Below are 26,027 nucleotides of genomic sequence, written 5' to 3'. Positions count from 1 at the left end.
ATCAGTCACCGTCGTTGGCATTGAAGCCCAATTGAATACCCAACGCCTTGGCCAGTTCGCCTTCGTGCAGGCGATGGACCACGTTGAGGCTGTCGTACAGTTCGTTGAGCTGCTGGCGTCCGGCGTCATCGCCGAGCATTTCGACCAGCGAGCGCTGGCTGCTGGCGAACAGCTTCAACGAGGTGTCGTAGGCCGCGTCGATCTTGTCGGCCAGGGGTTTCTGCTCGCTTGGCAGCAGGCTGCGCAGGCCTTTGTTGTCCACGCCGACCCAAACGGTCCTGGCTGCGCTCAGGCTGGCTTGCAGACCTTGCAACGACGACTGGCTGCGCCAGGCATCGGCTTGGAAAGGTTGTGGTACGCCCTTGCTCTGGCGGCCCATCGGCGTGCCGAGTTTCTTCTTCAAGGTGTCCAAGGCGGTGACCTGGACCCTCAGCAAATCGGCGATCGCTTCGTGGGAATCGGCGTAGCGCTGGTTCGGAAACTTGCTCATCTGGGCAAGCATGCCGTCGTGGGTGTTCCAGCGTGACAGGATATCTTCGGCCAGTTGTTTCTGACGTTCGCCGATGGCGATCAGCAGCGGGCAATACTTGGCTTTTTGCGCGCTGTCGGCCATGTCGATTTTGGCGTCGAACAGCAGGTATTCATAGGCCGAGAGGCCCTGGACCACCACGCTGGACTTGGCCAGGCCGGCAACGTCGATCTGCGGCTGGCTGTTGACCAGTTGCTCGACCTGGCGGCCCACCAGGTTTTTCTTGTCCGGCCAGAACTGTACCTGCCAGGCGCGGTTGCCTTCGGCCAGTGGACCGATCAGCAGCGGTTGCAACTCCGCCCAGGCTTTTTGTGCCTTGAGGAAGTCGGCGCGGGCGGTCTCCAGGTTTTCCTTGCCCTGGCAGAACGCCAGGGCGCTGGTTGCCAGTTGCCGGTCGGCCTCTACCCAGCGGCTGTAGGTCGGCAGGATCACCTGCTTGGCGATCGCCGCCGAAGTGACCGCTTGCGGATCCTGGGGCGAGCAGGCGCCGAGGACGATGGCGGCGAGGCTGGTGAACAACAGCTTGGGACGGAACATGTCGGACTCCCGTTTTTCGGAAAATGCGTTTAAAGGGAATTCAGGAACGCCAGCAACGCCGCGCGTTGCTCGGCAGTGAACGCTAAAACCTGTTGCTGCGCCGCTTGCGCTTCGCCGCCATGCCACAGGACGGCTTCGAGCAGGTTGCGCGCGCGACCGTCGTGCAAGAACTGGGTGTGACCACCGACGGCTTCGGTCAGACCGATGCCCCACAGTGGCGGGGTCCGCCAGTCACGGCCGCTGGCCTTGAATTCGCTGCGGTTGTCGGCCAGGCCTTCGCCCATGTCGTGCAACAGCAGATCGGTGTAGGGGCGAATGACTTGGTTCGCCAGTTCCGGTTCGGCGGCGTTGGTGGACGTGGTGTATTTCGGGGTGTGGCAGGACTGGCAGCCGGCCTGGAAAAACAGATTCTTGCCGGCCAGCACCTGGGGCGAGTCCACCTCGCGCCGGGCCGGTACCGCGACGTTGCGGCTGTAGAACAGCACCAGTCGCAGAATGTTGTCGCTGACTTCCGGCTCGCCATCGGCGCCGTTGCCGTTCGGCGCGTGCTTGCAGTCGACCTGGGCATCAGTGCAGTCATCGAAGGGCCGCAGGCTTGTCGTAAGCCCCATGTCACCGGAAAAGGCGTGGACGTTCTGCTGATTGAGGTTCGGCTGTCCGGCCTTCCAGCCGAAACGCCCCAATACGGTCTTTTGCTGGACATCGTCCCAGACCTGGTTCGGCCGGCCGAGGATGCCCTTGTTTTCCCGTGCCTGGGCTTGGGCGTTGGCCAGGATAGCTTCTTCAGGAATGGCTTCAAGCAGCCCCAGGCCGATCATCGGCGGGGCGACGCGGGCCGAAAAGCGTGTATCGGGGTGCATCGGGCCATAGCCCAGTTGGGTGATCTGCAGATGCGGCTTGCGCAGTTCTACGACGGTGCCGTCGTCGAAGCGCACCGGGACAGGCGTGTAATCGACCCGCACCTTGCCTTCGGGGACGACACCGGGCACGGACATGTCCTGCAATTGCCCGCCATAGGTCGGCTCCGGCACCACCCCCAGTTGTTCGATGACCTTGGCGTAGGGCGGGGTATCGGGAATTGACAGGCGCACCAGCATCGACACCGCGCTGGCCGCGTCCGGTGCCGGCGGATGGCCGCGACCGTCCTTGATGTGGCAGTTCTGGCAGGCGTTGGTATTGAACAACGGCCCCAGACCGTCCCGCGCGGTGGTGGTCGATGGCGCGATCACCCAAGGGCTGCGGAAAAAACTGTTACCCACGGCGAAATCCACCCGCCGCGAAGGTGGCAGGTTGGCCGAGGGCAGGGAAAAGGCGTTCTGATCACTCTTGCGCACCGTCGCCGCGCCGGCAGACCGGGCTTCGCCGGGTTCGGCCTGAGTAAAGCGCGGGGCATCATCGCAGGCACTCAGGCCCAGGGCCATGAACAGAGCGCATAAGCGAAGAGGCAACGACGGCATCGGACTTCCTGGAGGACGAGTGAAACGAGGGCGCAAAGTCTAACAGGGCCGGGGAGATTGAATAAGAGGAATTATCGTTTGGTTGGGGGGTGTCGCTTTAATCTCGGTGAGGCAAGCGTTGCTTTGCTCAAGGCTTGATTCCAGTGTCCAGTCATTCTCCGTCTCAACCGTTCGTCTAAAGTCTGTTCTTACCTGTAAGTTCTGACAGTAGTCAGTCCCCCGTATCCGAGGTGTGATATCACCTCAAAGTTAACGGGGCATGTCTCATGACCGACTCATCGACCACCGCCGACCAAACCGTGTTGGTGCTGTACCCGCCCAGACTGCCTCGCGCGACGATGCCCGTGCAAGGCGCCGATTACGGCGTGCCCAAGCATATCTATGACCTGGAACCCATGGGATGCGCGGTGGAGGTGGGGCCTTATCTGGGGCAGGACGCAGGCGATACTGTCTCTATCAACCTGAATGGCGAGCTGGCCCTGGATAGCGATCAGACTCAAGGCATCGATGACACGGTCACGCTGTACATCCCACTCGGCAAATTGCTCCCGGGGATCGTCAATCGGCTGACCTATACCGTGACACGTGCCGGTGAGAATTTTGGCACCTCAGAGCCACCACTGGAGATTCTATACAACAGTATCCGACCCGGCATCGAGGACGTGACGCCCGGCGATAATGCGCATTCCGAACTGGAGCTGATACTGCCGGACGAAATCAAGAATGGCGTGGGGCCAGGTTTCACTCGGGCGACGGTGTGCGTGGCTTACCCGTATTGCCGGGCCTATGATCGTATCCGGCTCAATTGCAATGGCCGCGACGTGTATCACACCGTCGATGTCACCCAGGCCCCGGCGCCGCCCGCGCATGGCTCGGCGACACCCACCCGTGTGTGCTTCGACGTCACCAGCGCCGACCTGAGAGACGATCCTGAATTCAGGTTTTCCTTCACCGTCAACGACCAGCTCAACAATTCCCCGGACCCAGACGCCCCTTGGTCGGCGGTGCAGACGGTGGACGTGGACCAGGCCGGTGCCCGATTGCCGCAGCCGATCCCACGTGAAATTGCCAGTGATGCCGGCGACGATCCAAACACTATTGATCTCGACAAGCTGGGGACCAACCCGTTGTTGTTGATCGTCCTGACCGGTGAATCGCGTTTCCTGCCTGGGGACACGGTGGAGGCGACCTATGTCGCGAAGGTCGCGGGCCAGCCGGATGTCGTGGTCCTGGCCACGGGCACGGTTGAAACGGATGAATTCGGGCAGAAAAAAGCCTGTGTCCTGACGATTCCAAATGACAAGGTCATCCCGGGCAGTACGGTGCAAGCGTCCTATAGGTTGCTCAGAAACACGGTGCTGGTAGGCACCTCAAAAACCGCCAGGGCCACCGTCATCGGGGAGGGAGGGCTGGACCTGCCCCCGCCCTGGATCAAGGAAACGCTTGGCAACAGCCTTGACCCGGTTGATGCAAAAGACACGTTGACCGTGGTGGTGCGCTATGACGACATGTTGCCCACCGACCTGCTGAGCGTGACTTGGGCAGGTACGCCCGGCGCCGGCTCCTACACCTCCGACGCAGAGGAGGTCGGCACCGTCGGCGACAGAGAGGTGCCGATCCCGGTCGCGGTCCTGGCCTTCAATTTGGGCAAGACGGTGACGGTAACCTACACCGTCACCCGTAAGAACCGAGCGACCACCACCCCCTCCGATCCGTTCCTGATCAACGTGCGCGACATCGCCCAGAGCGATCTGCCGACGCCGCTGATTCCCGAAGCGGCCAATGGCGGCGCCGGACCTGAGCTTGACCTGGCCAGTTACGCGGGTGACGCCACTGTGACGGTGGTGCCCTGGCCGCTCATTGCCATTGACCAGAAGGTATGGCTTTACTGCGAAGGCACCAAGACTGACGGGACGAGGCATACGATCACCTTGCAAACCGCCACAAGCCTGACGGCGGATGAAGTGAGGATCGGACTGTCCAGACCGGTTCCCCAAGGTCAACTGCAACTGTTGCGCGACCGCTCTGACCTGAACGTCGTGCTGCAGGTGACGTTCAATAAAGCCCCGGAGATCACCGAGGCCATCAGCTTTCCCCTGCGCACTTACTCGATCAGGTCCGTGGTGCTGGACACACCGCTCATTACCTCGGTCAAGGATCCCAGCGACACGCCGATCTCCGATAACGGCTACACCCTCGCGACCACCGTGACGCTGACCGGCGAAGCAACGCCCAACACGAAGGTCGAAATTTTCGACAATGATGAATACAAAAAGACGATCGAGGTCGATACCAATGGCTTATGGGGTGACACTCTGAGCGGGCTTGCCATAGGGGGGCATAGTTTCACCGCCCGGGCGATCCTCCGTAGTAATCCAGTGTCGCCGCCCTGGAGGATTACGGTGGTGGAGCGTCTGACTGTCGACCCCGCGGACGGTCTTCTCAACGGGCTGCATGTCAGAACTACTGCTATACCGCCCAATCCACCCACTAACGCGTTCGTGGAACGAGTACCGTCAGGTGGTCTCGCGCCCTACTACTACACATCCAGCAATCCCGCTGTTGCCGAGGTTGCTTCAGAAGCGCATCCGCGGGTCATATCGAGGGGGCGGGGCACCGCTACGATAACTGTGCGCGACTCATCCGGCCAAAGTGCCTCCTATCGAGTCATCGTTGCCAATGTCTGGATAGTCAGCAGGGTCAATCCTACTCGAGGAACGTTTGGGGATAGTTGGTACTACGCACAGCTTCAGGGTGGGACCCTTCCCATGTTATCGGTGTGGGGCATGCTTTTGCTGGCTTATAACGGCAATGCTGGTTTTGGCGGGGATCGGGCCTGGTCTGCCGATATTGTGGATGCCGGGCGGCGGTGGTGCGTTATACCTGACAAGTTCAACGATCAAATCGCGGTGTACGAATATGATCATGCAAGTGCACTTATGGTCGTGGAGACATGAAGTTCCGTTCATTGAGCAATGGGAATTGTCTTGATCGCACGTTGATGCCTTGGGTCGCCATCGTTGTGAAGATGGCGACACCGAGACCAGGGTGCAGGCCGATATATCGGAAATTGTCTCCCTGCTTCATCCGCCCCCTTCGAATAATCAGGCAGCGCTCCATGGCCTTCGCAAAGCCAAAGACCAGCCAATCCTGACTCCCCCTCACCCGCTGCGTTTCGCGGTAGGTGCGAGTTCGTCATGATCAATATGGAACAACATGTCAGGGTGAGCTATGCATTCGCTCGTGGCGAGGGAGCTTGCTCCCGCTGGGTGGCGCAGCCGCCCCAAATGGGCCGACGCCGTCTTGCAGGTAGACCGCGCCGGCTGGTTTTACGACGGCTGCGCCGCCGAGCGGGAGCAAGCTCCCTCGCCACGGGCGCCTGTGCTCCCAGTCCATCAGGGTGTCCATCAGCCAGCCTCACACCGACCACCGACCGCTCGTCTTAAACCTGCCCTCACCTGTTAGCTCTGACAGTAGCCAGTTTCCTCACCCTGGCGTGTGATAGCCGTGCCAAAGCGGCTCACGCCCGTCACCTGCCAGGAGAAACCAATGGATATCCAATCCTCCATCTTGGACGAATTATTCGTCCTGTACCCTGTGATCATTCCGGGTTGGGTCACTCCGGTGAAACCTGCCGGTCTCGCTGATGGAGGCATCCCTAAAAGCCTTTACGACGGCGAGCCTCAGGGGCTTCTCTGCGTGATTGATCCGTGGACGGAACTCGAGCGTCAATCCTGGACAATGGCGGCCTATGATCGCGCTGACCTGTACGTCAATGATGATCCCACTCCCGTCGCCGGCAAGACTGTATATCCGGGGGAAGAGCAGGATCGCATACCCTTGCGTATCCCCCACGGGCAGTTAATTCATGGGGTCAACAGACTGCATTACAAAGTGACCCGTCCCGGTGAAAACGCCGCATCCTCCAGGGACTTACATGTCCTGTATCACCTGCGGGCACCGGGTGACCCTGCGCCAGAGGGCCTGGATCTACTGATCCCGTCCGATGTTGTCGCCAATGGGGTCAGCACCGAGCGGGCGGCGCAGGGGGTGGAGTTCGGTTTCGCCTACACCAACCCGCAAAATTACGACCGCATTAACTTTTTAGTGGGGAATGTAACTATTCCCTTTGAGGTGGCCGACACCTCGATACCGGTGACCAGGACTCTGTTCACCGCCACGTTCCAACAGGCAGGTGACAACCCCAATACACTCATCGAGTATCGGGTGACAGACCAATTGGGCAACTCCAACCAGTCGCCCACCAAGCGCCTGGATATTCATCTTGACCGGCAGTTGAATCTGCCCCCGCCCTGGATCAAGGAAACGCTTGGCAACAGCCTCGACCCGGTTGATGCAAAAGACACGCTGACCGTGGTGGTGCGCTATGACGACATGTTGCCCACCGACCTGCTGAGCGTGACTTGGGCAGGTACGCCCGGCGCCGGTTCCTACACCACTGACGCAGAGGAGGTCGGCACCGTTGGGGACAGGGAGGTGCCGATCCCGGTCGCGGTCCTGGCCTTCAATGTGGGCAAGACGGTGACGGTAACCTACACCGTCACCCGTAATAACCGAGCGACCACCACTCCCTCCGATCCGCTCCTGCTCAACGTGCGCGACATCGCCCAGAGCGATCTGCCGACGCCGCTGATTCCCGAAGCGGCCAATGGCGGCGCCGGACCTGAGCTTGACCTGGCCAGTTACGCGGGTGACGCCACTGTGACGGTGGTGCCCTGGCCGCTCATTGCCATTGACCAGAAGGTATGGCTTTACTGCGAAGGCACCAAGACTGACGGGACGAGGCATACGATCACCTTGCAAACCGCCACAAGCCTGACGGCGGATGAAGTGAGGATCGGACTGTCCAGACCGGTTCCCCAAGGTCAACTGCAACTATTGCGCGACCGCTCTGACCTGAACGTCGTGCTGCAGGTGACGTTCAATAAAGCCCCGGAGATCACCGAGGCCATCAGCTTTCCCCTGCGCACTTACTCGATCAGGTCCGTGGTGCTGGACACACCGCTCATTACCTCGGTCAAGGATCCCAGCGACACGCCGATCTCCGATAACGGCTACACCCTCGCGACCACCGTGATGCTGACCGGCGAAGCAACGCCCAACACGAAAGTCGAAATTTTCGACAATGATGAATACAAAAAGACGGTCGAGGTCGATACCAATGGCTTATGGGGTGACACTCTGAGCGGGCTTGCCATAGGGGGGCATAGTTTCACCGCCCGGGCGATCCTCCGTAGTAATCCAGTGTCGCCGCCCTGGAGGATTACGGTGGTGGAGCGTCTGACTGTCGACACCAGCCACGCCACTCTCAGCACGCCAATGTACAGAACCGAGAAATTCCCAGTGCGCCCGCCAGTTGGCGCATACGTGGAGCGGATACCGTCCGGAGGTGTGCCTCCTTATAGCTATACCTCCAGCGATCCAAATGTGGCTGAGCTTTTTTCAGCAGATCAACCACGGGTTGTATCGAAGTTCTCAGGGACTGCCACGATCACCATTCGTGATCAAATGGGTGGAAGTGTTTCCTACACAGTTACTACTTCCAATGTCTGGCTGCTGATGGGCATGGGGGAGGCCTACAGATGGCACACCTACTGGAACTGCTGGGGTGCTGCGGTGAATTTTGGAGGTAATATTCCTGACCTGCAGACATGGGGAGCCATTCGAACCACCCATGACGGCGATCCAGGTTTGGGCAACTTGCGTTCTTGGACTTCAAACCCCGCTGCGGGTGATAGGCAAGAATATGCGATTCAACCTTTAACAGGGGAGATAGAAACGCTGTCCCAGGATGCCGACTATGCGACGGGATGGATGATCAAGGCGGTGTGACAGCCCCCATAGGGATATCTTGCAATGCTCAAGGCTGGACAACGGCCCCCGGGACCAGCGGCAGTTCCAGGGTCGCGACGAACCCACCGTCAGGATGGTTGCCCAGCACCAGCGCACCCCCGTGACGTTCGGCGGCGCGACGGGCGATGGCCAGGCCCAGGCCATGGCCGGCGGCGGTCTGGCCGGGGGCGCGGTAGAACGGCTCGCCCAATTGCCCCAGGTGTTCGGCCTCCACGCCGGGCCCGTGGTCGCGCACGCTGATCAGGATCCGTTCGCCCTGGCGCACTGCGCCCATTTCGATCGGTCGCCCGGTCGGATTGAAGCGCTGAGCGTTGCGCAGCAGGTTATCCAAGGCACGTTCGATCATGGTCGGCCAGCCTTTTAGAGTCAGGTTCGGTTCAACATCCAATTGCACGCTTTGTTCCGGTGACGCCAGCTGCATGTCTTTTTGCAGGGTCATCAGCAGACCGTTGAGGTCCACTTCTTCAGCGCTGGCGTTGTCGGCGTCGACCCGGGCCAATACCAGGATTTCGCTGATCAGCGCTTCCAGGCGATCGCATTCGCGGGTCAGGCGCGGCCAGAGCTTTTCACGCTCCTGGGGACTGGCCCGTTCCGCCAGCGCCAGGGCGATGCGCAGTCGTGCCAGGGGCGAGCGCAATTCGTGGGACACATCGCGCAGTAATTGGCGCTGGCTGGCGATCAGGCTTTGCAGGCGAGCGCCCATGCGATTGAAATCGGTGGCCAGCACACCAAATTCATCTCGGCGATTGGCCAGTTTGGCGAGGCTGTTTTGCTGGTAGGTGGTCTGCCCCAAATCATGCACCGCACCGCGCAGGCGGCTCAACGGCCGGGTAATGGATAGGGTCACCAACAGGCTGAACAACGTCAGCACCACCAAGGCGATACCCAACGCGCTGAGGGGCCAGAGCAGACTGCCGCGGTGCCAGGCATCCAGTTCGGGGTGGGGTATGCGGTAGATGAACAGGTAAGTGTCGCCGGTTTTGGGACTGGTGAACTCGTCGGTCAAGCGCCGCCAGGGCAAGCGTCGGTCGTCGTTGTTCTGTCGCGCCTCGAAGGCCGCGGCGCGACGCGGGAAAGTGCCGCGTACCACCGGGTCGCCGCTTTCGTTGAGCACCTGAACGTTGATGTGATACTGGTGCTTGCGCTGTTGCAGGATCTGCTCGGCGGCGTCTTCGCCCTGGCTTTCGAAGGTTTGCGTCCACTCTTCGGCCAGGGTATTGAGGCCCGGATGGCGACTGAGGATCCAGGCATCCTGGTTCAGCATGTGCCCCAGCAGAATCGAAAGCCCTGCAACCAGGGCGATGGCCAGCCAGAAACTGGCCAGGATGCGCCAGAACAGTGAACGCACGATAAATCCTCGAAAACAAAGAAAGCCCAACGGCGATTGGCTGTTGGGCTGGGAAACGTCAGCGCATTATTGCGCCTTTTGCGGCTGTTGCGCTTTCCAGGCCTTGAACTCGGCCCACTCGGCCCGACGCTCGGCCTGCTTTTTCTGAATCGCGTCAAACTCTTTTTGCTGCTCAGGCTTCAACAACCCACGGATCTGGGCGTCGACTTTTTCGTGTCGGGCCGCCATTTCATCTTTCATGGCTTTCTGATCGGCAGGCGACAGTTTGGCCAGGTACTTTTCTACCAGTTCGCGGCGCTCGTGGCGCTGTTCGCCCATGATCTTGCGGATCTGCTGGCGTTGTTCGCGGCTCAGGTCCAGTTGGCTGTACGGACCTTTGCCGTGCATCTGGCCGCCATGACGCGGGCCGTCCATCGGTCCCATCGGGCCGGCGCCTTCCGGCATGGCCATCGCGACAGTAGGCAGGGCAGCAGCGAACATCAGAGCGATAAGGGTCTTGCGCATGGTGTATCTCCTTGTCTCGTTCCCGGTCAGTTCCGGATGTGTTCAGATTACGGAGATCAAGGTCAGCGGCGGTCAGGGGGGCGTAAAGCTTGAGTAAAGACGGTTTGGTGACGAGCTTACAAAACAGTGGACGCAAAAACTGCGGCGAGGAGATTATTTGTGGCGAGGGGATTTATCCCCGCTGGGCCGCGCAGCGGCCCTCTTGGTTTTATCTGATGCTCCGTGGTGGCAGACACATCTGGGGGGCGCTTCGCACCCCAGCGGGGATAAATCCCCTCGCCACAAAGGGATCATTTACCCGGTTCATGCAAGGAATCGTTGCAGCGTTCAGAGGCTGTAGTAATAACCACGGCTACGCAACGCCACGATGCGCGGGCGACCGTCGGCGTGAGGGCCGATTTTCTTGCGCAGGTTGCTGACGTGCATATCGAGGCTACGGTCGTACAGGGTCAGCTTGCGGCCCAAGGCGATCTGCGCCAGATCCTGCTTGTCCAGTGGCTCGCCCGGCTGCTTGAGCAGCGCTTCGAGCAGGCGGCTTTCGGAAACGGTCAGGGTCTGCTCCTGCTCATCGATGCTGACCACGCCACGCACCGGGCTGAAGGTCAGGTCGCCGAGTTCGATCTGGCTGGACACCGCCGTCGGATGGCTGCGGCGCAAGACCGCGCGCAGGCGGGCGGTCAGTTCCCGCGGGTCGCAAGGTTTGGCCAGGTAATCGTCGGCCCCCAGTTCCAGGCCCAGGATGCGATCCAGCGGTTCGCCACGGGCCGAGAGCATCAGCACCGGCAGCTCCGGGTGATCGTTGCGCAACTGCTTGAGCAGTTCCAGGCCGCTGCCGTCAGGCAGCATCACATCCAGCACTACCGCCGCCGGGGCCGTTTCGGCCAAGGCCTTGCGGGCGCTTTGGCCATCGTGGCAGGCCCGGACCAGAAACCCTTCCTGGCCCAGCCAACTGCCGAGGAGCTCACACAGCTCCTGGTCATCATCAATCAGTAACAGCTCGCTCATGACTCACTCAATTTAGCCATTGCCGACGTTGTCTACGTCCACCGCTGGCAAAGATACCGCAGAGCAGGGCCAATAGCGCTACCCCGGCACCAATGACGAACCACTGCTGCTGATCGGTCAGCAGGCGTGGCAGGGGGCTGGCCTGGGCTTCCTTGAGTTGCAGCTTCAAGCGCTGGTTCTCCTGGCGCAATCGACTCACCAGTGCGCTCTCGCGTTCGCTGTTGGCGTTTTGCAGTTGCTGGGTCAGTTCCTCGCGCATGCGTTCGCTGTTTTTCAAGCGTTGCTGCAATTCGGTGATCTGACTGCCTGCGCTCAAGGACAAGGGCGTCGAATGGCTGCCGTCGGTGTTCTCTTCCCCATGGGCGGGAGCCCCGATCACCAACATGACCCCTAACAGGCACAGCGGACCTTTGCGCATTGCAGCTCCTGAATTCCAATCGAGATTAGACAGGTTGTCGGCAGGTAAACGAGAACAATGAGCGATTGAGCGCAATGAGCCGCGAAGGCTCATCACCCATCGGGATGTTAAGGCAGGACTTGCTTGAACGGCTTGACCACGACATTGGCGTAGACACCGGCGGCAACGAACGGATCGGCTTCGGCCCAGGCTTGCGCCGCGGCCAGGGAATCGAACTCGGCGACGATCAGGCTGCCGGAGAAACCCGCCGCGCCGGGGTCGTTGCTGTCCACCGCCGGGTGCGGGCCCGCCAGCACGACGCGGCCTTGGGCCTTGAGCTGTTGCAGGCGCTCAAGGTGTTCAGGGCGAGCGGCCAGGCGTTTTTCCAGGGAATTGGCGACGTCGGTGGCAATGATTGCGTAGAGCATGTCAGTCCTCGGTTTTTGGCGTGGTGGTGTCGGCATCGTGCAGATGACGGGACAGGTAGATGCCCTGGGCGATCAGGAACAACAGCGTCATGCCCAGGCTGCCGAAGACCTTGAAGTCGACCCAGTAGCTCTGGAAAGTGAACGCGACGAACAGGTTGGCGGCGCCGCAGAACAGGAAAAAACCGATCCAGGCGATGTTGAGCCGGGTCCAGATGACGTCCGGCAGGTTCAAGGCGTGGCCCATGATGCGCTTGATCAGCAGGCGATCGCCGACGAAGTGACTGCCGATGAACGCCAGGGCGAACAGCCAGTTGACCACCGGGGCTTTCCACTTAAGGAAGGTTTCGCTGTGGAAGGCCAGGGTCAGGCTGCCGAAGACGAGGCAGGCGATCAGGGTCAGCCACTGGCTTTTCTCCAGCTTGCGTTGGGCCACGAACAGTGCGCCATAGACCACCAGCGAACTGATGATCAGCATCGCGGTGGCGCTGTAGATACCGCCTACAGTCAAGGAGTGACCGGCAATGTCGACGGTCCGTGGGTCAAGTTTGTAGACGATGAAAAACAGCAGAAGCGGGATGAAGTCGATGAATTGTTTCACAGTGGCAGCCAGAAGCAGGATGTGGCGGCATAATAACAAACATCCTTGGCCGCGATAGGGCCAGCTGATTTGAGGTAACAAACTCTCGTGAATGTTGATTTGCACTGCCATAGCACGGCCTCCGATGGCGCCCTGGCGCCTGCGGTTCTGGTTGCGCGGGCGTTCGAGCACGGCGTGCGAGTCCTGGCCCTGACCGATCACGACACCCTCGAAGGCCTTGACGAGGCCCGTGGCGCGGCGACGGCGCTGGGCATGCAACTGGTCAACGGGGTGGAGTTGTCCTGCACCTGGGGCGGCGCGACCATTCATGTATTGGGTTACGGTTTTGATGTAAATGCGCCTTCCCTGGTCCAGGCCATTGCGCAACTGCACGACGGTCGCTGGCTGCGTGCCGAAGAGATCAGCCGCAAGCTTGCCCTCAAAGGCATGCCCGGTGCGCTTGAGGGCGCCCGGCAAATCCAGCAGGCGCTGGGCGACAGTGGTAACGCCCCGGCCCGCCCGCACTTCGCGGACTGGATGGTGCGCGAAGGTTTCGTCAAGGACCGCGCCGAAGCGTTTCGCAAATGGCTGGGGGCCGGCAAACTGGGGGACGTCAAGCAACACTGGCCGACGCTGGAAGAGACTGTCCAGACCCTGCGAGCCGCCGGAGCCTGGGTCAGCCTGGCGCATCCGTGGCACTATGATTTCACCCGCAGCAAGCGCCGTCGCCTGGTGGCCGACTATATTCAAGCAGGGGGCCACGCCATTGAGGTGGTCAATGGCCATCAGCCGGCCGAGCAGGTCGGCAGCCTGGCGATTCTGGCCCGTGAGTTCGGCCTGCTGGTCACCGCCGGCAGTGATTTTCATGGCCCTGGAGGCTGGTCCGAGATCGGCGAATATCGCCCGTTGCCGGAAGATCTGCCACCACTATGGTGTAGATTCAAACATGATCCCGTTACCGCCACCGTCTGAACAGGTAGAACATGTGAGTCAATTTTTCCAGATTCATCCGGAAAACCCGCAAGCGCGCCTGATCAAACAGGCGGTGGAAATCATTCGGGGCGGTGGTGTGGTGGTTTATCCCACCGACTCGTCCTACGCCATCGGTTGCCAGATCGGCGACAAGAACGCTGTAGAGCGGGTCAGACGCCTGCGTCAACTGGATGACAAGCACAACTTTGCGCTCATCTGCAGCGACCTGTCGCAGTTGGGCCTGTTCGCCAAGATCGACACCGGCACCTTCCGCCTGCTCAAAGCCCACCTCCCTGGGCCGTACACCTTTATTCTCAACGCTACCCGGGAAGTCCCGCGGCTGTTGCTGCATCCGAAAAAACGCACCATCGGCCTGCGGGTGCCCAGCCACCCCATTGCCCTGGCGTTGCTGGCCGAGCTGGGGGAGCCGCTGATGAGCGTGACCTTGATCATGCCCGGCGAGACGGAGCCGATGAATGACCCTTACGAGATGCGCCAATTGCTCGAGCATCAGGTCGACCTGATCATCGACGGCGGTTTCGGCGGGATGAAGGCGTCCACGGTGATCAATCTGGCCGATGGCGAGCCGCAAGTGGTGCGTATCGGTTGCGGCGATCCAGCCCCGTTTCTGGTCGAGGCCTGAGTGTCCGCAGTGGAAACCGCCGTTGAGAGTGCCGACAGCCAGGCCGGCGCTCAGCAAGAGCTGCCGTTCGCCATGGTCTATGGCCAGGCGGTCATGGAAATGCCCCTGGACCTGTACATTCCGCCGGATGCGCTGGAGGTGTTTCTTGAAGCTTTCGAAGGCCCGCTGGACCTGCTGCTGTACCTGATCCGCAAACAGAACATCAACATCCTCGACATCCCCGTGGCGGAAATCACCCGCCAGTACATGGGCTATGTCGAGTTGATGCAGTCGGTGCGCCTGGAGTTGGCGGCCGAATACCTGGTGATGGCGGCCATGCTCGCCGAGATCAAGTCGCGAATGTTGCTGCCGCGCTCGACGCAGGTCGAAGAGGAGGAAGACGATCCGCGCGCCGAGCTGATCCGCCGCCTGCAGGAATACGAACGCTTCAAAGTGGCGGCCGAAGGCATCGACGGCTTGAGCCGGGTCGGGCGCGACGTGGTGGTGCCCAAGCTCGATGCGCCCGAGGCGCGAGCGCGCAAACTGCTCCCGGATGTCAGCCTCGAAGAGTTGCTGATGTCCATGGCTGAGGTGCTGCGCCGGGGCGACATGTTTGAAAGTCACCAGGTCAGCCGTGAAGCGTTGTCCACCCGCGAGCGCATGAGCGATGTACTGGAGCGGCTCAAGGGCGGTGGTTTTGTGCCCTTCGTCGAGCTGTTCACCGCTGAGGAAGGGCGCCTGGGAGTGGTGGTGACGTTTATGGCGGTCCTGGAATTGGTCAAGGAATCCTTGGTCGAGCTGGTGCAGAATGAGCCGTTCGCAGCGATCCACGTGCGGGCACGAGCCGAATAACGAGCAAATCAATGAATCTGACTGAACCCCGCGAGCTGGCACCGTTGCTTGAAGCTTTCCTCTTGGCCTCGGGAAAACCGCAATCGATGGAGCGCTTGTTCGAACTCTTCGAAGAAGGCGAGCGGCCCGAGCCTGCCGTGTTCAAGAAAGCCCTGGCGCTGCTGGGTAAGTCCTGCGAGGGGCGGGCGTTCGAACTCAAGGAAGTGGCCTCCGGCTACCGCCTGCAGATCCGCGAGAAGTTTTCGCCCTGGGTCGGGCGTCTGTGGGAAGAGCGGCCTCAGCGCTATTCCCGCGCCATGCTCGAAACCATGGCATTGATCGCTTATCGTCAACCGATCACCCGGGGCGAAATCGAAGATGTGCGGGGCGTGGCGGTCAACAGCCACATCGTCAAGACGCTGCTGGAGCGCGAGTGGATCCGGGTCGTCGGTTATCGCGACGTACCGGGTAAACCGGCGATGTTTGCCACCACCAAGGCTTTTCTCGATCACTTCAACCTCAAGAACCTGGACGACCTGCCGCCGCTGGCCGAACTGCGGGAGCTGGAACCGGAGCCGATGCTGGAGTTCGACGACGCGCCGGTGCCTCAAAGCTTGCAAGAACTGGCCGACGCCAGTGCCGAGCCGGAGGAGCCCAAGGAAGAAACCAGCTTCCATTCGTTGTTGCTGGAACTGGACACCATGGAGGAGGGGCTCAAGACCGATTTCAACGATCTGCCTCGCGAGGCAGCGGATCTTGACGGCGAAACGGATGAGCACGCACAACCGGGCAGCGAAGTTGAACTTCAGGCCGAACCTGACCCCGAACCAGAAGAAGATATTCTTGGCGTCGCAGCGGCCCGGGAAAAACTGCTGGCCGCCGTCGCCGCGCTCGAACCACGCGAACCCGAACCTGAATTGAGCGACGAAGAAGCCGAGGCCCGCGCCCTGGCCGAAGCGATCGAAAACGAACGACGCCAGTTCGAGGATTGATCCGACGGGTGTCGCAGAGATTACTGACACACCTCAACCCTCAGTGGGAGCGGGCTTGCTCGCGAAGGCGGTGGGTCAGTCAACATTGATTAACCTGACACTCCCTCTTCGCGAGCAAGCCCGCTCCCACATTGCTAATGCAGCGCGGCAGGAAATGTTCATGAGTTCCACCAAAGACCCCTGCATCAGCCTCTGCAAGTTCGACGACGACATCTGCATCGGCTGTGGCCGCAGCAAGCGTGAGATCAAGGCCTGGAAGAAACTCGACAAGGATGACAAGCGCACGGTGTTGGCCGAAGCGGCCCTGCGCCTGATCAAACTGGGCGCCACCGGTCGGCGGAAAAAGCGCTGAAGGTTCGTCGATCAGCTAGTCTCTGATGCGCAAACGCCTTAACGAGCGTATGATTCGCGACCCTTTGGCGATCCCTTCGTCATAGACCTGTTTTCAACGTGTCAGGCCAGGCCTGACCCGACCACACCGGGAGGTGCCCAGAATGAAAGACCAAGACCAGAACGACAGCCAGGAAATCGGCCCAGCAGGCGAGAAACTGCAAAAAGTCCTCGCGCGCATCGGCGTCGGCTCGCGCCGCGACGTGGAAACCTGGATCACCCAGGGCCGGATCAAGGTCAACGGCAAAGATGCCACCTTGGGCCTGCGTGTCGACATGCACGACGCCATCACCATTGATGGCAAGGTGATCAAGCGCGAAGAGGCCGCCGAAACGGTGCGCCGCGTGATCATGTACAACAAACCTGACGGCGAGATCTGCACCCGTGACGACCCGGAAGGCCGTCCGACCGTTTTCGACAAGATGCCGCGGCCCAAAGAAGGCCGCTGGATCAACATCGGTCGCCTGGACATCAACACCACCGGTTTGCTGATGTTCACCACCGACGGTGAGCTGGCCAACCGCCTGATGCACCCGTCCTACGAAATGGACCGCGAATACGCCGTGCGTGTACGTGGCGAAGTCGATGACGAAATGATCGAGCGCTTGAAGGCCGGCGTCGTGCTGGAAGACGGCCCGGCGCGTTTCACCGACATCAAGCAGGCACCGGGCGGCGAAGGCTTCAACCATTGGTACCACTGCGTGGTGATGGAAGGCCGCAACCGTGAAGTGCGGCGCCTGTGGGAGTCCCAGGGGCTGGTGGTCAGCCGTCTGAAGCGCGTGCGTTTCGGTCCGGTGTTCCTTAACTCCGACCTGCCGATGGGCCGCTGGCGCGAAATGAGCCAGTACGAAGTGGACATCCTGGCCGCCGAAGTCGGCCTCAAGCCGGTGGCGATGCCGCAGATGACCGCCAAGAGCAAGGACAAGCTGGAGCGCATGCAGCGTAAATCCTCGCGTCCGATGGGCAAGACCGAGCGCGTGCGCACGCTGCGTCCGGCCGCTGATGGTCCGGCTGCGGGGCCGCGTCCGTCCCGTGAGCCGCAGATCGAAGGTGAACGCCCAGCCCGCAAGCCTGCGCCTCGTCAGGACGGTGAGCGCGGCCCACGTACGCCGCGTCCGGCCAATGGTCGGACCGAGCGCGGTGAAGGTCGCGGTGCTCCGGCGGGTCGCGGTACGCCAGTCGCCGATCGCCCGGCCGACACCAAGCGCCCGGCCAAGCCGGCGCCGAAGAAGCGCCCGGGTATTGTGCTGGTCGACCGCGACACGCCATCGGGTAAACGCCGTGGTGCTCCGGCCGGTTCCGGACAGCGTCCGGGGTTTGGGCGTCGTAAGCCGGAGTGAGGCGGCTTTGAGTTTCTAGCGGCAAGCTGCAAGAAAAAACGGCAACCACTGGGTTGCCGTTTTTGTGTCTGGCGTTATTGATGCGGTGCCGGTGCGGTCGTCTTCGCGAGCAAGCCCGCTCCCACACTTGATCTTCAGTGAATAGAAGATTTGGGTCGGCCCCGCTTCATTGTGGGAGCGGGCTTGCTCGCGAAGAGGCCAGCAGCTCCACCACCCTCTAGAGGCTACTTGCTCTTTCTTGCCGCTTGAAGCTCACAGCTTGCCGCTGCCCCTAAAGCACAAACCGCCCATCAAACATCCGCTCATTATCCAGCGCCAGCACACCGCTCTCAAAAATCAGATCCAGGTGATGGCTGCCCTTGGCCCCGCCCCCCAGCCCCAGGTGCAGGCCGCAATGGCGCTCCTCGAAACCGGCATTGCGGGCGTAGAGGCTCTTGACCCCTTCGTTGGTGCCGATGCCCAGTTCCTCGATGCGTCGGTTGGACGGGTTGGCGTCCAGGTACTTGTTGAAATCGTGTTCCAGCCCCGGCACGTCGGTGGCGATTTTCTGAATGGTGGAGTCTTCAATCCACAGCTCCAGCGGTGACTGCAGCACACCGTACTTGCGGGCGAACGGGATGGTGCTCAGGAACGTGCCGACAAACTTCACCTGGCCGTTAATGGTGTCACTGTGGGTGGCGATTTCACCGGGGGCCAGGTCATGGTTGCCGAGGCCGTTGATGTCGGTCCATTTCTTGACGCTGTTGAGGTCGGTGTCGAAATACGAACCCAGGTCATCCTGGAAGCTCAAGGTCGTCGCTTGGGACATGCGCCGGATCAGGTGGCTGTTGAGCCCGGCGATGCGCTGGGGAATCACGCTGAAGGTGTCGTAGAAATAATCGCCGTAATCCTTGAACAGCAGCGATTTTTTCCAGTTGTCCGCCATCACGCCTTGCAACGCGCGAACAAAGTCCGGGCCGTCGGGGCGCGGGTTGGGCAGGGTGGAAGAGTCGTAGAAGAAGATGTACAGATCGCTGTCGGCAATGGCCTTGGACAGTCGTTCCGTGGATTCAAGGTCCAGGCGCATGGCGCTGAACCGGAAGGGCGAGCCGCTGCCAGCCTGTTCGGCAATGGCCCCGGTCAGCGCTTCGTAATCGGCGGTATGGCCGAGCAACACCTTGGCAGGCTGAATGCCGACCAGGGCGGGATGGTGTTCGAGGTAGTAAAGGAAATGTGAGATGGCTCGTTGTGTGTCCATGCTTATTCTTCCCTGACAGTGGTGTTGGCTTCCCTGAGAATCTGCAAAGTGGCGGAGCCGACCGGCCGGATCAGCTCCGCCGGGTAGTGTTTACAGGGGCCACATCGCCGTGCCGAACGGAACGACGGCGTCGGCTTGCATCATTTCAACCGCGGCCTCATGGGTCGGTGCCTCAAACCATTCGTCCAGTTGCAGTTCGGTTTCCAAGTCTTTGTCCAGTGCTTGCATAGTGAATCTCCTAGATGACTTTTACGGAAAGTGGCGGGGTCGATTCCGCGAATGAAAACTGACCGGAATCGGCTCCGCACAACTTGCCGGCACGACGCCTTGGCAAGTCGCTGAAAACCTAGTCGAGGGTTTTTTGGAATGCAAAAAAATAAATTATTTTTTTCGTTTGAACTTTTTGTTCTATTTTTTTCGAGGAAATTACTCATTCAAAAACAATTGGCTGTGTGGTTTTTTGCTTAGGTAGCTAGCTACCGTCAATTTGCAGTCAGCTTTCAGAAAGTTCCCACATGGAAAGCTTGCGTTACGGTTCGTAAAGAAATGCTGACGATTTTTGCCTATCGAGCGGGTCGGTACCGGTGTTTGGCTGCGCTGTAAGAAAAAGCTGCCGAAGAGGTCGGTTCGTAGGGTTTTCCGACACCTCGCAGCGCTTGTTTCAAATCAGCGGGACGGGTCAGATGCGCGGCAGACCTGAAGGACGGGGTGCGCGGGGGTCTGGTCGCAGTGGGGCGGCGGTGTACAATGCGCCGCGTTTTACTGTGACCCTTCGCGTACCCACGCACTTTCAAGGTTATCCGCCTTGTTCACTCCGCCACGTCACAAGCGTGTCGGGTTCGATTTCGTCACAGATAAAAACAAACAGGTGACGCATGACCGTTGTAGAAAATACGCATTCAGGCGAGCTGAAACGCGGCCTGAAAAATCGACACATTCAACTGATCGCCCTCGGCGGCGCGATCGGCACAGGCCTGTTCCTCGGCTCGGCGGGTGTGCTGAAGTCAGCCGGCCCGTCGATGATCCTCGGTTACGCCATTTGCGGCTTCATCGCCTTCATGATCATGCGCCAGTTGGGCGAGATGATTGTCGAAGAGCCGGTGGCCGGCTCCTTCAGTCACTTTGCCCATAAGTATTGGGGCGGTTTCGCCGGTTTCCTGTCGGGCTGGAACTGCTGGATTCTTTATATCCTGGTGGGCATGTCGGAACTGACCGCGGTCGGCAAGTACATCCACTACTGGGCGCCGGACATTCCTACCTGGGCTTCGGCGGCAGCGTTTTTCGTCCTGATCAACGTCATCAACCTGGCCAACGTCAAAGTGTTTGGTGAGGCCGAGTTCTGGTTCGCGATCATCAAGGTCGTGGCAATTGTCGGCATGATCGCCCTGGGTAGCTATCTGCTGGTCAGCGGCAATGGTGGTCCGCAAGCTTCGGTGACCAATCTGTGGGCTCACGGCGGATTTTTCCCCAACGGCGTAAGTGGCCTGGTGATGGCGATGGCGATCATCATGTTCTCCTTCGGTGGCCTGGAAATGCTTGGCTTCACCGCGGCCGAGGCCGACAAACCGAAAACCGTGATCCCCAAGGCCATCAACCAGGTGATCTACCGGATCCTGATTTTCTACATCGGTGCCCTGGTGGTGCTGTTGTCCCTGACTCCATGGGACAGCCTGCTGAGTACGCTCAATGCCTCCGGTGATGCCTACAGCGGCAGCCCGTTCGTTCAGGTGTTCTCGATGCTGGGCAGTAATACAGCCGCGCACATTCTCAACTTCGTGGTGCTGACCGCCGCGTTGTCGGTGTACAACAGCGGCACTTACTGCAACAGCCGCATGTTGCTGGGCATGGCCGAACAGGGCGATGCGCCCAAGGCCCTGGCCAAGATCGACAAGCGTGGCGTGCCGGTGCGTTCGATCCTGGCTTCGGCTGCGGTCACGCTGGTGGCGGTGTTGCTGAACTACCTGATCCCGCAGCATGCGTTGGAGTTGCTGATGTCGCTGGTGGTCGCGACCCTGGTGATCAACTGGGCGATGATCAGCTATTCGCACTTCAAGTTCCGCCAGCACATGAACCAGACCCGCCAGACGCCGCTGTTCAAGGCACTGTGGTATCCGTACGGCAACTACGTCTGCCTGGCGTTCGTGGTGTTCATCCTTGGCGTGATGCTGCTGATTCCCGGCATCCAGATATCGGTCTACGCGATTCCGGTGTGGGTGGTGTTCATGTGGGGCTGCTACGTGATCAAGAACAAGCGCAGTGCCCGGCAGGACATGGCGGTGGTGGCAGCCAAGTAAGCACGAAACCTGTGGGAGCGAGCCTGCTCGCGATGGCGGTCTGGTAGGTGAAACCTATGCCGGATGTGACGGCCCCTTCGCGAGCAAGCTCGCTCCCACGAGACTCCGCGGTGAACACACATTCTGTGACCACTGAAGATCCAATGTGGGAGCGAGCTTGCTCGCGATGGCGGTCTGGTAGGTGAAACCTATGCCGGATGTGACGGCCCCTTCGCGAGCAAGCCCGCTCCCACGAGACTCCGCGGTGAACACACATTCTGTGACCACTGAAGATCCAGTGTGGGAGCGAGCTTGCTCGCGATGGCGGTCTGGTAGGTGAAACCTAGGCCGGATGTGACGGCCCCTTCGCGAGCAAGCCCGCTCCCACGAGACTCTGCGGTGAACACACACTCTGTGACCACTGAAGATCCAGTGTGGGAGCGGGCTTGCTCGCGAAGAGGCCATCACCGGCGATATCTGTATTGACTGTGCCGCCACCATCGCGAGCAGGCTCGCTCCCACAGGGGCAGGTGTTGTCTTGGGGATTCGCGGTATCCTGTGGGTCCTGATACCGGACCTCTTTTTTCATGCTGGCAATTTCCAACACTGTGCACATCCCGGATGCCGAGATCGAGCTGACGGCCATCCGCGCCCAGGGCGCCGGGGGGCAGAATGTCAATAAGGTCTCCAGCGCCGTGCATTTGCGCTTCGACATCGCGGCCTCGTCCTTGCCCGACTTCTACAAGGAGCGGCTGCTGGCGCTGCGCGACAGTCGCATCACCAGCGACGGCGTGTTGATCATCAAGGCCCAGCAATATCGCACTCAGGAACAGAATCGGGCCGATGCCCTGGAACGCCTGACCGAACTGATCCTCAGCGCCACCAAGGTCGAAAAGAAGCGCCGTCCGACCAAGCCGACCCTGGGCTCGAAGAAACGTCGCCTGGAATCCAAGACCAAGCGCGGTTCGATCAAAGCCGGGCGCGGCAAGGTGGATTTCTAGTTTTTCTCCCGCTCCTGGCGATACTTCGGCGCCTGGCGGTACAGGTAGAGACTCAGCAGCAACCCGCCCAATGCCGCCAGCGCGGCGAACAAAAAGATCGAAGCAAAACCGAAACCTGCGGCAATCGCACCGGCCAACGGCCCGGTAATCCCCAGTGACAAGTCAATGAACAACGAATAGGCGCCCACCGCCGCGCCACGGCTGGAGGCCGGTACCAGGTTCACCGCTTCCACCCCCAGCGCCGGGAACACCAGGGAAAAACCGAAGCCGCTCAATGCCGCGCCGGCCAAGGCCCACTGCGCATCCGGTGCCAACCACAGCAATAACAACCCCAGGGTTTCCACCGACAGGCAGGCGATCGCCACCCGAAAGCCGCCCAAGCGGTTGATCAAATTACCGAACAGCAAACGCGCGCCGATGAAACTGGCGCCGAACAGGCTCAGGCACAGCACCGCGTTGTCCCACTGCTGCGTGGCGTAATACAGGGTGATGAATGTGGCGATGGTGCCAAAACCGATGGAGCCCAGGGCCAGGCCGCAGCCGTGGGGCAGGACGCGCCCCAGCACATGCATGAACGGCAGCCGTTCGCCCGTGACAATCGGCGCCGCTGTTTTCGGCCAGGCCAGCGCCAGCCCCAGCAGCGCCAGCAAGACAATGCTGACGCCCATGCTCCACAGCCCCAGGGACTTCACCAGCCACACGCCCAACGGCGCGCCAATCGCCAGCGCGCCGTAGCTGGCGATACCGTTCCAGGAAATCACCTTGGCGGTATTCGCCGCACCGACCCGACCGATGCCCCAGCCGATCGACCCCGAGCCGACCAGGCTTTCGGCACTGCCCAGCACCAGGCGGCCAATCAGCAGGCTGATCAGGCTCAGCGTCGGGAGGGTTGACGTCCAGGCAGAGACCAGCATGAACACCCCGCTTAGTCCGCAACCGGCGAGGCCGAACATGACCGCGCGTTTGCTCCCCAGGTTGTCGATGATGCGGCCGGCATACGGACGGCTGAGGAGGGTGGCCAGGTACTGGACGCTGATCACCAGCCCCGCGATCACCGCGCCGAAGCCCAGTTCGCTGTGGACGAACCCGGGCAACACGGCAAGGGAATACCGATATTCAAGTAGCCAATGAAAGTGAACAGAACGATGGAAACGACTTGCAGCGTGACCGCCAAGGGGCGCTGGGTATCTGGCATGGGTAAAGGGTCCACGGAGCAGCAGGATAGATAGGCTGCTTATGATAGCGGTGCCCACGACCGTGAAGCGTGGAAAAGTAAAACTATTTGCCGGATGGTGCTGGGTTGTCGTCTTGTCCGGTCACTAGATGCGTGGTGACCAATGCGGCGAGGGCGTTTTCTTCAGTGCCGAAACGTGCCAGCAAGGCGGCCTGTTTTTCCGGGGAAAGGCGCGTCCAGATATCGACCATTTTTTCGGCGGTGCCGATTAGAACGCTGGCTTGGGCTTCGCTGAAGGTGGGGTCATCGGTCATGGGGGGGCTCAGGATTCAGGCAGTGTGGAAAGCGCATCTTAGCGCTTTCCACACGGTCTGGTCGTGCGGGTGAATCAGTCTTCGCTGTCGGCCTGGCGGCGTTCAGTGGCTTCTTTGGGCTCGGGTTGTTGGGCGTCTGGTTGCCCCCCGGCTTGTAGCGTGGTCGTCTGCTCAGTTTCGTGCAGGCTAGGGAAGGGGAGATTAGGAATCTCGTGCATATCGCGCTCCTCGCAAAGTCTGTGGGTAGATCTGGTAGATCCGCGCTTTTACAAAGCCTGGGCAGGATACCGCAGAAGAAATGACAAAAAGACTTTTAAGTTCCGTTGCGGCGACAAAAGGGCTTGTCTGGACAGGACATGTCCAATCGTCAAACGACCGCTACCGGCCGTCGCGAAGCCTCAAGAATAAGCCCGGCGGGTCGATGGCTAGTACATATCCCCGGATTCGGTTGCGACACTGCAAACCATGAACATGGAGGTCGGGACGTGTCGTTCGTGAGCCTGGCTCTTTCTTCTTTTCAAGAGATTTCCCTCCATGTTTCTACAAAAATCCCTGAGAGCGCAGATTCTCGCTTTGCTCAGTGGCAGCCTGCTGGCGATGCTGCTGATTGCCCTGGCGTCTTTCCATTTCCTTTCCAATGGCGTGCAGAATTATCGCAACCTGATCGATGGCCCGTTGCGTGCTTCGCAGTTGATCGATGAGGCCAACCTGCAATTCAAGGTGCAGGTCCAGGAATGGAAGAACGTGCTACTGCGCGGCAAGCAGCCGGCGGACCTGGCTAAATACTGGAAGCAGTTCGAAGATCGCCAGAACGATGTCCAGAGCATTCTTGGCCAGTTGGTCGGCCTCGAAGGGGTTGCGACGCCCATCAAGACCCGGATTGAGGGGCTGCGAGACGAACATAAGCAGTTGGGTGCGGCCTACCAAAAGGGCCGTGAGGCGTTTGTGGCGGCGGGTGGCGATGCCGCGGCGGGTGATGCGGCGGTCAAGGGCGTGGACCGCGCCGCCAGTGAGCAAATGAGTGCGCTGGTGGTGGAATTACGCAAGCTTGCCAGTGAGCAATCGACGCAAATCAGTGCCGGCGCCGACCACACGATTATGCTGGGCACCGTGGTCATGCTGGTTTCCGGCCTGCTGATCGGCTTGTTCAGTTTGTGGCTGGTCAATCGCAACCTGGTGCAGCCGATCCGCAACCTGATCGATTACGTGACCCAACTGAGTCGCGGCCGCTTCGCCGAGCGCGTGGTCAGCAACCGGCAGGACGAGTTGGGCGATCTGGCGCTGGCCGCCAATACCCTGCGCGATTTTCTCGCCGAAACCTTCTCGCGTCTGCAACGCAGTGCCACCGAGCTGGACAGTGCCAGCGGCGAGCTTAATGCCATCGCCAGCCTGATGAGCCAAGGCACCAGCGAGCAATTCGAACGCACCGATCAGGTGGCGACGGCGATGAACGAAATGTCCGCCACCGCCCAGGAAGTCGCCCGCCATGCCGCCGACGCGGCGCGAGCGGCCGACGATGCTGATCAATCGGCGCAGCAGGGCGAGAAGGTCATGCAAGGGACCATCCACACCATCACCCGCATGCGCGGTGAAATCGCCAATACCGCCACGGTCATCCGCCAGTTGGAAACCGATAGCGGGCGCATTGGCAAGGTTCTGGAAGTGATCCGCGGTATCGCCGAGCAGACCAATCTGTTGGCCCTCAACGCTGCCATCGAAGCGGCCCGGGCTGGCGAGGCCGGGCGCGGTTTCGCGGTGGTTGCCGATGAAGTGCGCAGTCTGGCCCAGCGCACTGCCTCGTCCATCATCGAGATCAACCAGATTATTCAGACCGTGCAAACCGGCGCGGTGGACGCGGCTCAGGCCATCGAGAGCGGCCAGTCGCGCAGTGAGGAAAGCGTGGAGCAGGTGACTCAGGCCGGTGCGATGCTCGAGCGCATTACCCAGGCCGTGGAAGCGATTCGCGACATGAACCGTCAGATCGCCACCGCCGCAGAAGAGCAGACCTCGGTGGCTGAAGACATCTCGCGCAACCTGACCGAAATCACCTGCATCGCCAGCACTAACCTGGACAATGTGCAGCGCACCGAAGCCGCGAGTCGAAACCTGCACGGTTTGTCGGGGCAGTTGAATGAAGTGACGGCGCGGTTGAGTGCCTGATCATTGTGAGTGTCAGTTGTTCGAAGACGTAAAAAAACCGCGCAACCCTAAGGCTGCGCGGCTAT

General features: G+C 60.5%; 23 protein-coding genes and 1 pseudogene. 11 read left to right on the top strand and 13 right to left on the bottom strand.

The genetic code is table 11. The features are described 5' to 3' along the window. Nucleotide 1 precedes the first annotated feature (1 nt). Together AAIS01_RS00895 and AAIS01_RS00890 are read right to left on the bottom strand one after the other, a co-directional pair. Complete coding sequence (locus AAIS01_RS00895) at nt 2-1,066, bottom strand: imelysin family protein (RefSeq protein WP_343467415.1); 1,065 nt, start codon at nt 1,064-1,066, stop codon at nt 2-4. Between the two features lie 29 nt (nt 1,067-1,095). After that, the gene (locus AAIS01_RS00890; RefSeq protein WP_343467414.1) at nt 1,096-2,523 is read right to left on the bottom strand and encodes a di-heme oxidoreductase family protein; all 1,428 of its coding nucleotides are present in this window, start codon (nt 2,521-2,523) and stop codon (nt 1,096-1,098) included. A 266-nt stretch (nt 2,524-2,789) separates the two neighbouring features. Between AAIS01_RS00890 and AAIS01_RS00885 the strand changes: the two genes are divergently transcribed. Further along, nucleotides 2,790-5,480 (top strand): immunoglobulin-like domain-containing protein, encoded by a 2,691-nt coding sequence (locus tag AAIS01_RS00885; protein WP_343467413.1) that lies wholly within the window; start codon nt 2,790-2,792, stop codon nt 5,478-5,480. Between the two features lie 592 nt (nt 5,481-6,072). Then, a complete protein-coding gene (locus tag AAIS01_RS00880) occupies nt 6,073-8,376 on the top strand; it encodes a hypothetical protein (protein ID WP_343467412.1) in 2,304 nt (767 codons plus the stop codon). A gap of 28 nt (nt 8,377-8,404) precedes the next feature. Here AAIS01_RS00880 and AAIS01_RS00875 read toward each other — a convergent pair whose 3' ends face one another. From AAIS01_RS00875 to AAIS01_RS00850, 6 genes are all read right to left on the bottom strand, one after another. Continuing rightward, nucleotides 8,405-9,745: a sensor histidine kinase gene (locus AAIS01_RS00875; protein ID WP_343467411.1), complete on the bottom strand. Its 1,341-nt coding sequence runs from the start codon at nt 9,743-9,745 to the stop codon at nt 8,405-8,407. 66 nt (nt 9,746-9,811) lie between these two features. Beyond that, on the bottom strand, nt 9,812-10,249 hold the full coding sequence (locus AAIS01_RS00870) for a Spy/CpxP family protein refolding chaperone (RefSeq protein WP_343467410.1): 438 nt from the start codon (nt 10,247-10,249) through the stop codon (nt 9,812-9,814). Between the two features lie 327 nt (nt 10,250-10,576). After that, on the bottom strand, nt 10,577-11,254 hold the full coding sequence (locus AAIS01_RS00865; protein ID WP_343467409.1) for a response regulator transcription factor: 678 nt from the start codon (nt 11,252-11,254) through the stop codon (nt 10,577-10,579). Nucleotides 11,255-11,261: 7 nt separating this feature from the next. Continuing rightward, nucleotides 11,262-11,672, bottom strand: a complete 411-nt coding sequence (locus tag AAIS01_RS00860; RefSeq protein WP_343467408.1) for an SH3 domain-containing protein — start codon at nt 11,670-11,672, stop codon at nt 11,262-11,264. A gap of 107 nt (nt 11,673-11,779) precedes the next feature. Continuing rightward, entirely contained in the window at nt 11,780-12,079 is a 300-nt protein-coding gene (locus tag AAIS01_RS00855; protein WP_092393095.1) for a YciI family protein, read from the bottom strand. Nucleotide 12,080: 1 nt separating this feature from the next. Next, the gene (locus AAIS01_RS00850; protein WP_076383722.1) at nt 12,081-12,677 is read right to left on the bottom strand and encodes a septation protein A; all 597 of its coding nucleotides are present in this window, start codon (nt 12,675-12,677) and stop codon (nt 12,081-12,083) included. Nucleotides 12,678-12,764: 87 nt separating this feature from the next. Between AAIS01_RS00850 and AAIS01_RS00845 the strand changes: the two genes are divergently transcribed. The 6 genes from AAIS01_RS00845 to rluB all read left to right on the top strand — a co-directional run bounded on the left by AAIS01_RS00845 (nt 12,765) and on the right by rluB (nt 17,803). Then, nucleotides 12,765-13,628 carry a PHP domain-containing protein gene (locus tag AAIS01_RS00845; protein WP_343467407.1) on the top strand — a complete coding sequence of 288 codons (864 nt, stop codon included), beginning with the start codon at nt 12,765-12,767 and terminating at the stop codon, nt 13,626-13,628. A gap of 13 nt (nt 13,629-13,641) precedes the next feature. After that, complete coding sequence (locus tag AAIS01_RS00840) at nt 13,642-14,271, top strand: L-threonylcarbamoyladenylate synthase (RefSeq protein WP_047226981.1); 630 nt, start codon at nt 13,642-13,644, stop codon at nt 14,269-14,271. 72 nt (nt 14,272-14,343) lie between these two features. Beyond that, nucleotides 14,344-15,102: a segregation and condensation protein A gene (locus AAIS01_RS00835; RefSeq protein ID WP_489685655.1), complete on the top strand. Its 759-nt coding sequence runs from the start codon at nt 14,344-14,346 to the stop codon at nt 15,100-15,102. Nucleotides 15,103-15,113: 11 nt separating this feature from the next. Beyond that, nucleotides 15,114-16,073: an SMC-Scp complex subunit ScpB gene (gene scpB, locus AAIS01_RS00830; RefSeq protein WP_343467406.1), complete on the top strand. Its 960-nt coding sequence runs from the start codon at nt 15,114-15,116 to the stop codon at nt 16,071-16,073. Between the two features lie 160 nt (nt 16,074-16,233). Next, on the top strand, nt 16,234-16,425 hold the full coding sequence (locus AAIS01_RS00825; RefSeq protein WP_047226978.1) for a DUF1289 domain-containing protein: 192 nt from the start codon (nt 16,234-16,236) through the stop codon (nt 16,423-16,425). A 142-nt stretch (nt 16,426-16,567) separates the two neighbouring features. Continuing rightward, a complete protein-coding gene (gene rluB, locus AAIS01_RS00820; protein WP_256231265.1) occupies nt 16,568-17,803 on the top strand; it encodes a 23S rRNA pseudouridine(2605) synthase RluB in 1,236 nt (411 codons plus the stop codon). 271 nt (nt 17,804-18,074) lie between these two features. On the opposite strand, the gene AAIS01_RS00815 is transcribed toward rluB, so the two are convergent. Together AAIS01_RS00815 and AAIS01_RS00810 are read right to left on the bottom strand one after the other, a co-directional pair. Further along, entirely contained in the window at nt 18,075-19,040 is a 966-nt protein-coding gene (locus AAIS01_RS00815; RefSeq protein WP_343467405.1) for a M29 family metallopeptidase, read from the bottom strand. Between the two features lie 90 nt (nt 19,041-19,130). Continuing rightward, nucleotides 19,131-19,268 (bottom strand): hypothetical protein, encoded by a 138-nt coding sequence (locus tag AAIS01_RS00810; protein WP_003178782.1) that lies wholly within the window; start codon nt 19,266-19,268, stop codon nt 19,131-19,133. Nucleotides 19,269-19,915: 647 nt separating this feature from the next. Between AAIS01_RS00810 and AAIS01_RS00805 the strand changes: the two genes are divergently transcribed. Together AAIS01_RS00805 and arfB are read left to right on the top strand one after the other, a co-directional pair. Next, nucleotides 19,916-21,334 carry an amino acid permease gene (locus AAIS01_RS00805; protein WP_343467404.1) on the top strand — a complete coding sequence of 473 codons (1,419 nt, stop codon included), beginning with the start codon at nt 19,916-19,918 and terminating at the stop codon, nt 21,332-21,334. Nucleotides 21,335-21,900: 566 nt separating this feature from the next. Beyond that, nucleotides 21,901-22,314 (top strand): alternative ribosome rescue aminoacyl-tRNA hydrolase ArfB, encoded by a 414-nt coding sequence (arfB, locus tag AAIS01_RS00800; RefSeq protein ID WP_343467403.1) that lies wholly within the window; start codon nt 21,901-21,903, stop codon nt 22,312-22,314. Here the strand turns inward: arfB and AAIS01_RS00795 are convergent. From AAIS01_RS00795 to AAIS01_RS00785, 3 genes and pseudogenes are all read right to left on the bottom strand, one after another. Further along, nucleotides 22,311-23,509 (bottom strand): annotated as a pseudogene (locus AAIS01_RS00795) (MFS transporter). The gene arfB and the pseudogene AAIS01_RS00795 overlap by 4 nt on opposite strands. An 83-nt stretch (nt 23,510-23,592) precedes the next feature. Continuing rightward, the gene (locus tag AAIS01_RS00790; protein ID WP_343467402.1) at nt 23,593-23,802 is read right to left on the bottom strand and encodes a hypothetical protein; all 210 of its coding nucleotides are present in this window, start codon (nt 23,800-23,802) and stop codon (nt 23,593-23,595) included. Nucleotides 23,803-23,876: 74 nt separating this feature from the next. After that, the gene (locus AAIS01_RS00785; RefSeq protein WP_172833788.1) at nt 23,877-24,020 is read right to left on the bottom strand and encodes a hypothetical protein; all 144 of its coding nucleotides are present in this window, start codon (nt 24,018-24,020) and stop codon (nt 23,877-23,879) included. Nucleotides 24,021-24,336: 316 nt separating this feature from the next. On the opposite strand from AAIS01_RS00785, the gene AAIS01_RS00780 reads away from it, so the two are divergent. Further along, on the top strand, nt 24,337-25,962 hold the full coding sequence (locus AAIS01_RS00780; RefSeq protein WP_343467401.1) for a methyl-accepting chemotaxis protein: 1,626 nt from the start codon (nt 24,337-24,339) through the stop codon (nt 25,960-25,962). Nucleotides 25,963-26,027: the final 65 nt, after the last annotated feature.

The sequence above is a fragment of the Pseudomonas halotolerans genome, from assembly GCF_039581215.1.
Lineage (GTDB): Bacteria > Pseudomonadota > Gammaproteobacteria > Pseudomonadales > Pseudomonadaceae > Aquipseudomonas > Aquipseudomonas tehranensis.
The sequence above is the reverse complement of the archived record's forward strand: the minus strand, read 5'-3'. Positions and strand labels throughout refer to the sequence as shown.

Coding starts and splice junctions, on each gene's coding strand:
- AAIS01_RS00895 (WP_343467415.1), bottom strand. CDS start 1,066: ATGTTCCGTCCCAAGCTGTTGTTCACCAGCCTCGCCGCCATCGTCCTC.
- AAIS01_RS00890 (WP_343467414.1), bottom strand. CDS start 2,523: ATGCCGTCGTTGCCTCTTCGCTTATGCGCTCTGTTCATGGCCCTGGGC.
- AAIS01_RS00885 (WP_343467413.1), top strand. CDS start 2,790: ATGACCGACTCATCGACCACCGCCGACCAAACCGTGTTGGTGCTGTAC.
- AAIS01_RS00880 (WP_343467412.1), top strand. CDS start 6,073: ATGGATATCCAATCCTCCATCTTGGACGAATTATTCGTCCTGTACCCT.
- AAIS01_RS00870 (WP_343467410.1), bottom strand. CDS start 10,249: ATGCGCAAGACCCTTATCGCTCTGATGTTCGCTGCTGCCCTGCCTACT.
- AAIS01_RS00865 (WP_343467409.1), bottom strand. CDS start 11,254: ATGAGCGAGCTGTTACTGATTGATGATGACCAGGAGCTGTGTGAGCTC.
- AAIS01_RS00860 (WP_343467408.1), bottom strand. CDS start 11,672: ATGCGCAAAGGTCCGCTGTGCCTGTTAGGGGTCATGTTGGTGATCGGG.
- AAIS01_RS00855 (WP_092393095.1), bottom strand. CDS start 12,079: ATGCTCTACGCAATCATTGCCACCGACGTCGCCAATTCCCTGGAAAAA.
- AAIS01_RS00835 (WP_489685655.1), top strand. CDS start 14,344: ATGGTCTATGGCCAGGCGGTCATGGAAATGCCCCTGGACCTGTACATT.
- scpB (WP_343467406.1), top strand. CDS start 15,114: ATGAATCTGACTGAACCCCGCGAGCTGGCACCGTTGCTTGAAGCTTTC.
- AAIS01_RS00825 (WP_047226978.1), top strand. CDS start 16,234: ATGAGTTCCACCAAAGACCCCTGCATCAGCCTCTGCAAGTTCGACGAC.
- rluB (WP_256231265.1), top strand. CDS start 16,568: ATGAAAGACCAAGACCAGAACGACAGCCAGGAAATCGGCCCAGCAGGC.
- AAIS01_RS00815 (WP_343467405.1), bottom strand. CDS start 19,040: ATGGACACACAACGAGCCATCTCACATTTCCTTTACTACCTCGAACAC.
- AAIS01_RS00810 (WP_003178782.1), bottom strand. CDS start 19,268: ATGCAAGCACTGGACAAAGACTTGGAAACCGAACTGCAACTGGACGAA.
- AAIS01_RS00805 (WP_343467404.1), top strand. CDS start 19,916: ATGACCGTTGTAGAAAATACGCATTCAGGCGAGCTGAAACGCGGCCTG.
- arfB (WP_343467403.1), top strand. CDS start 21,901: ATGCTGGCAATTTCCAACACTGTGCACATCCCGGATGCCGAGATCGAG.
- AAIS01_RS00790 (WP_343467402.1), bottom strand. CDS start 23,802: ATGACCGATGACCCCACCTTCAGCGAAGCCCAAGCCAGCGTTCTAATC.
- AAIS01_RS00785 (WP_172833788.1), bottom strand. CDS start 24,020: ATGCACGAGATTCCTAATCTCCCCTTCCCTAGCCTGCACGAAACTGAG.
- AAIS01_RS00780 (WP_343467401.1), top strand. CDS start 24,337: ATGTTTCTACAAAAATCCCTGAGAGCGCAGATTCTCGCTTTGCTCAGT.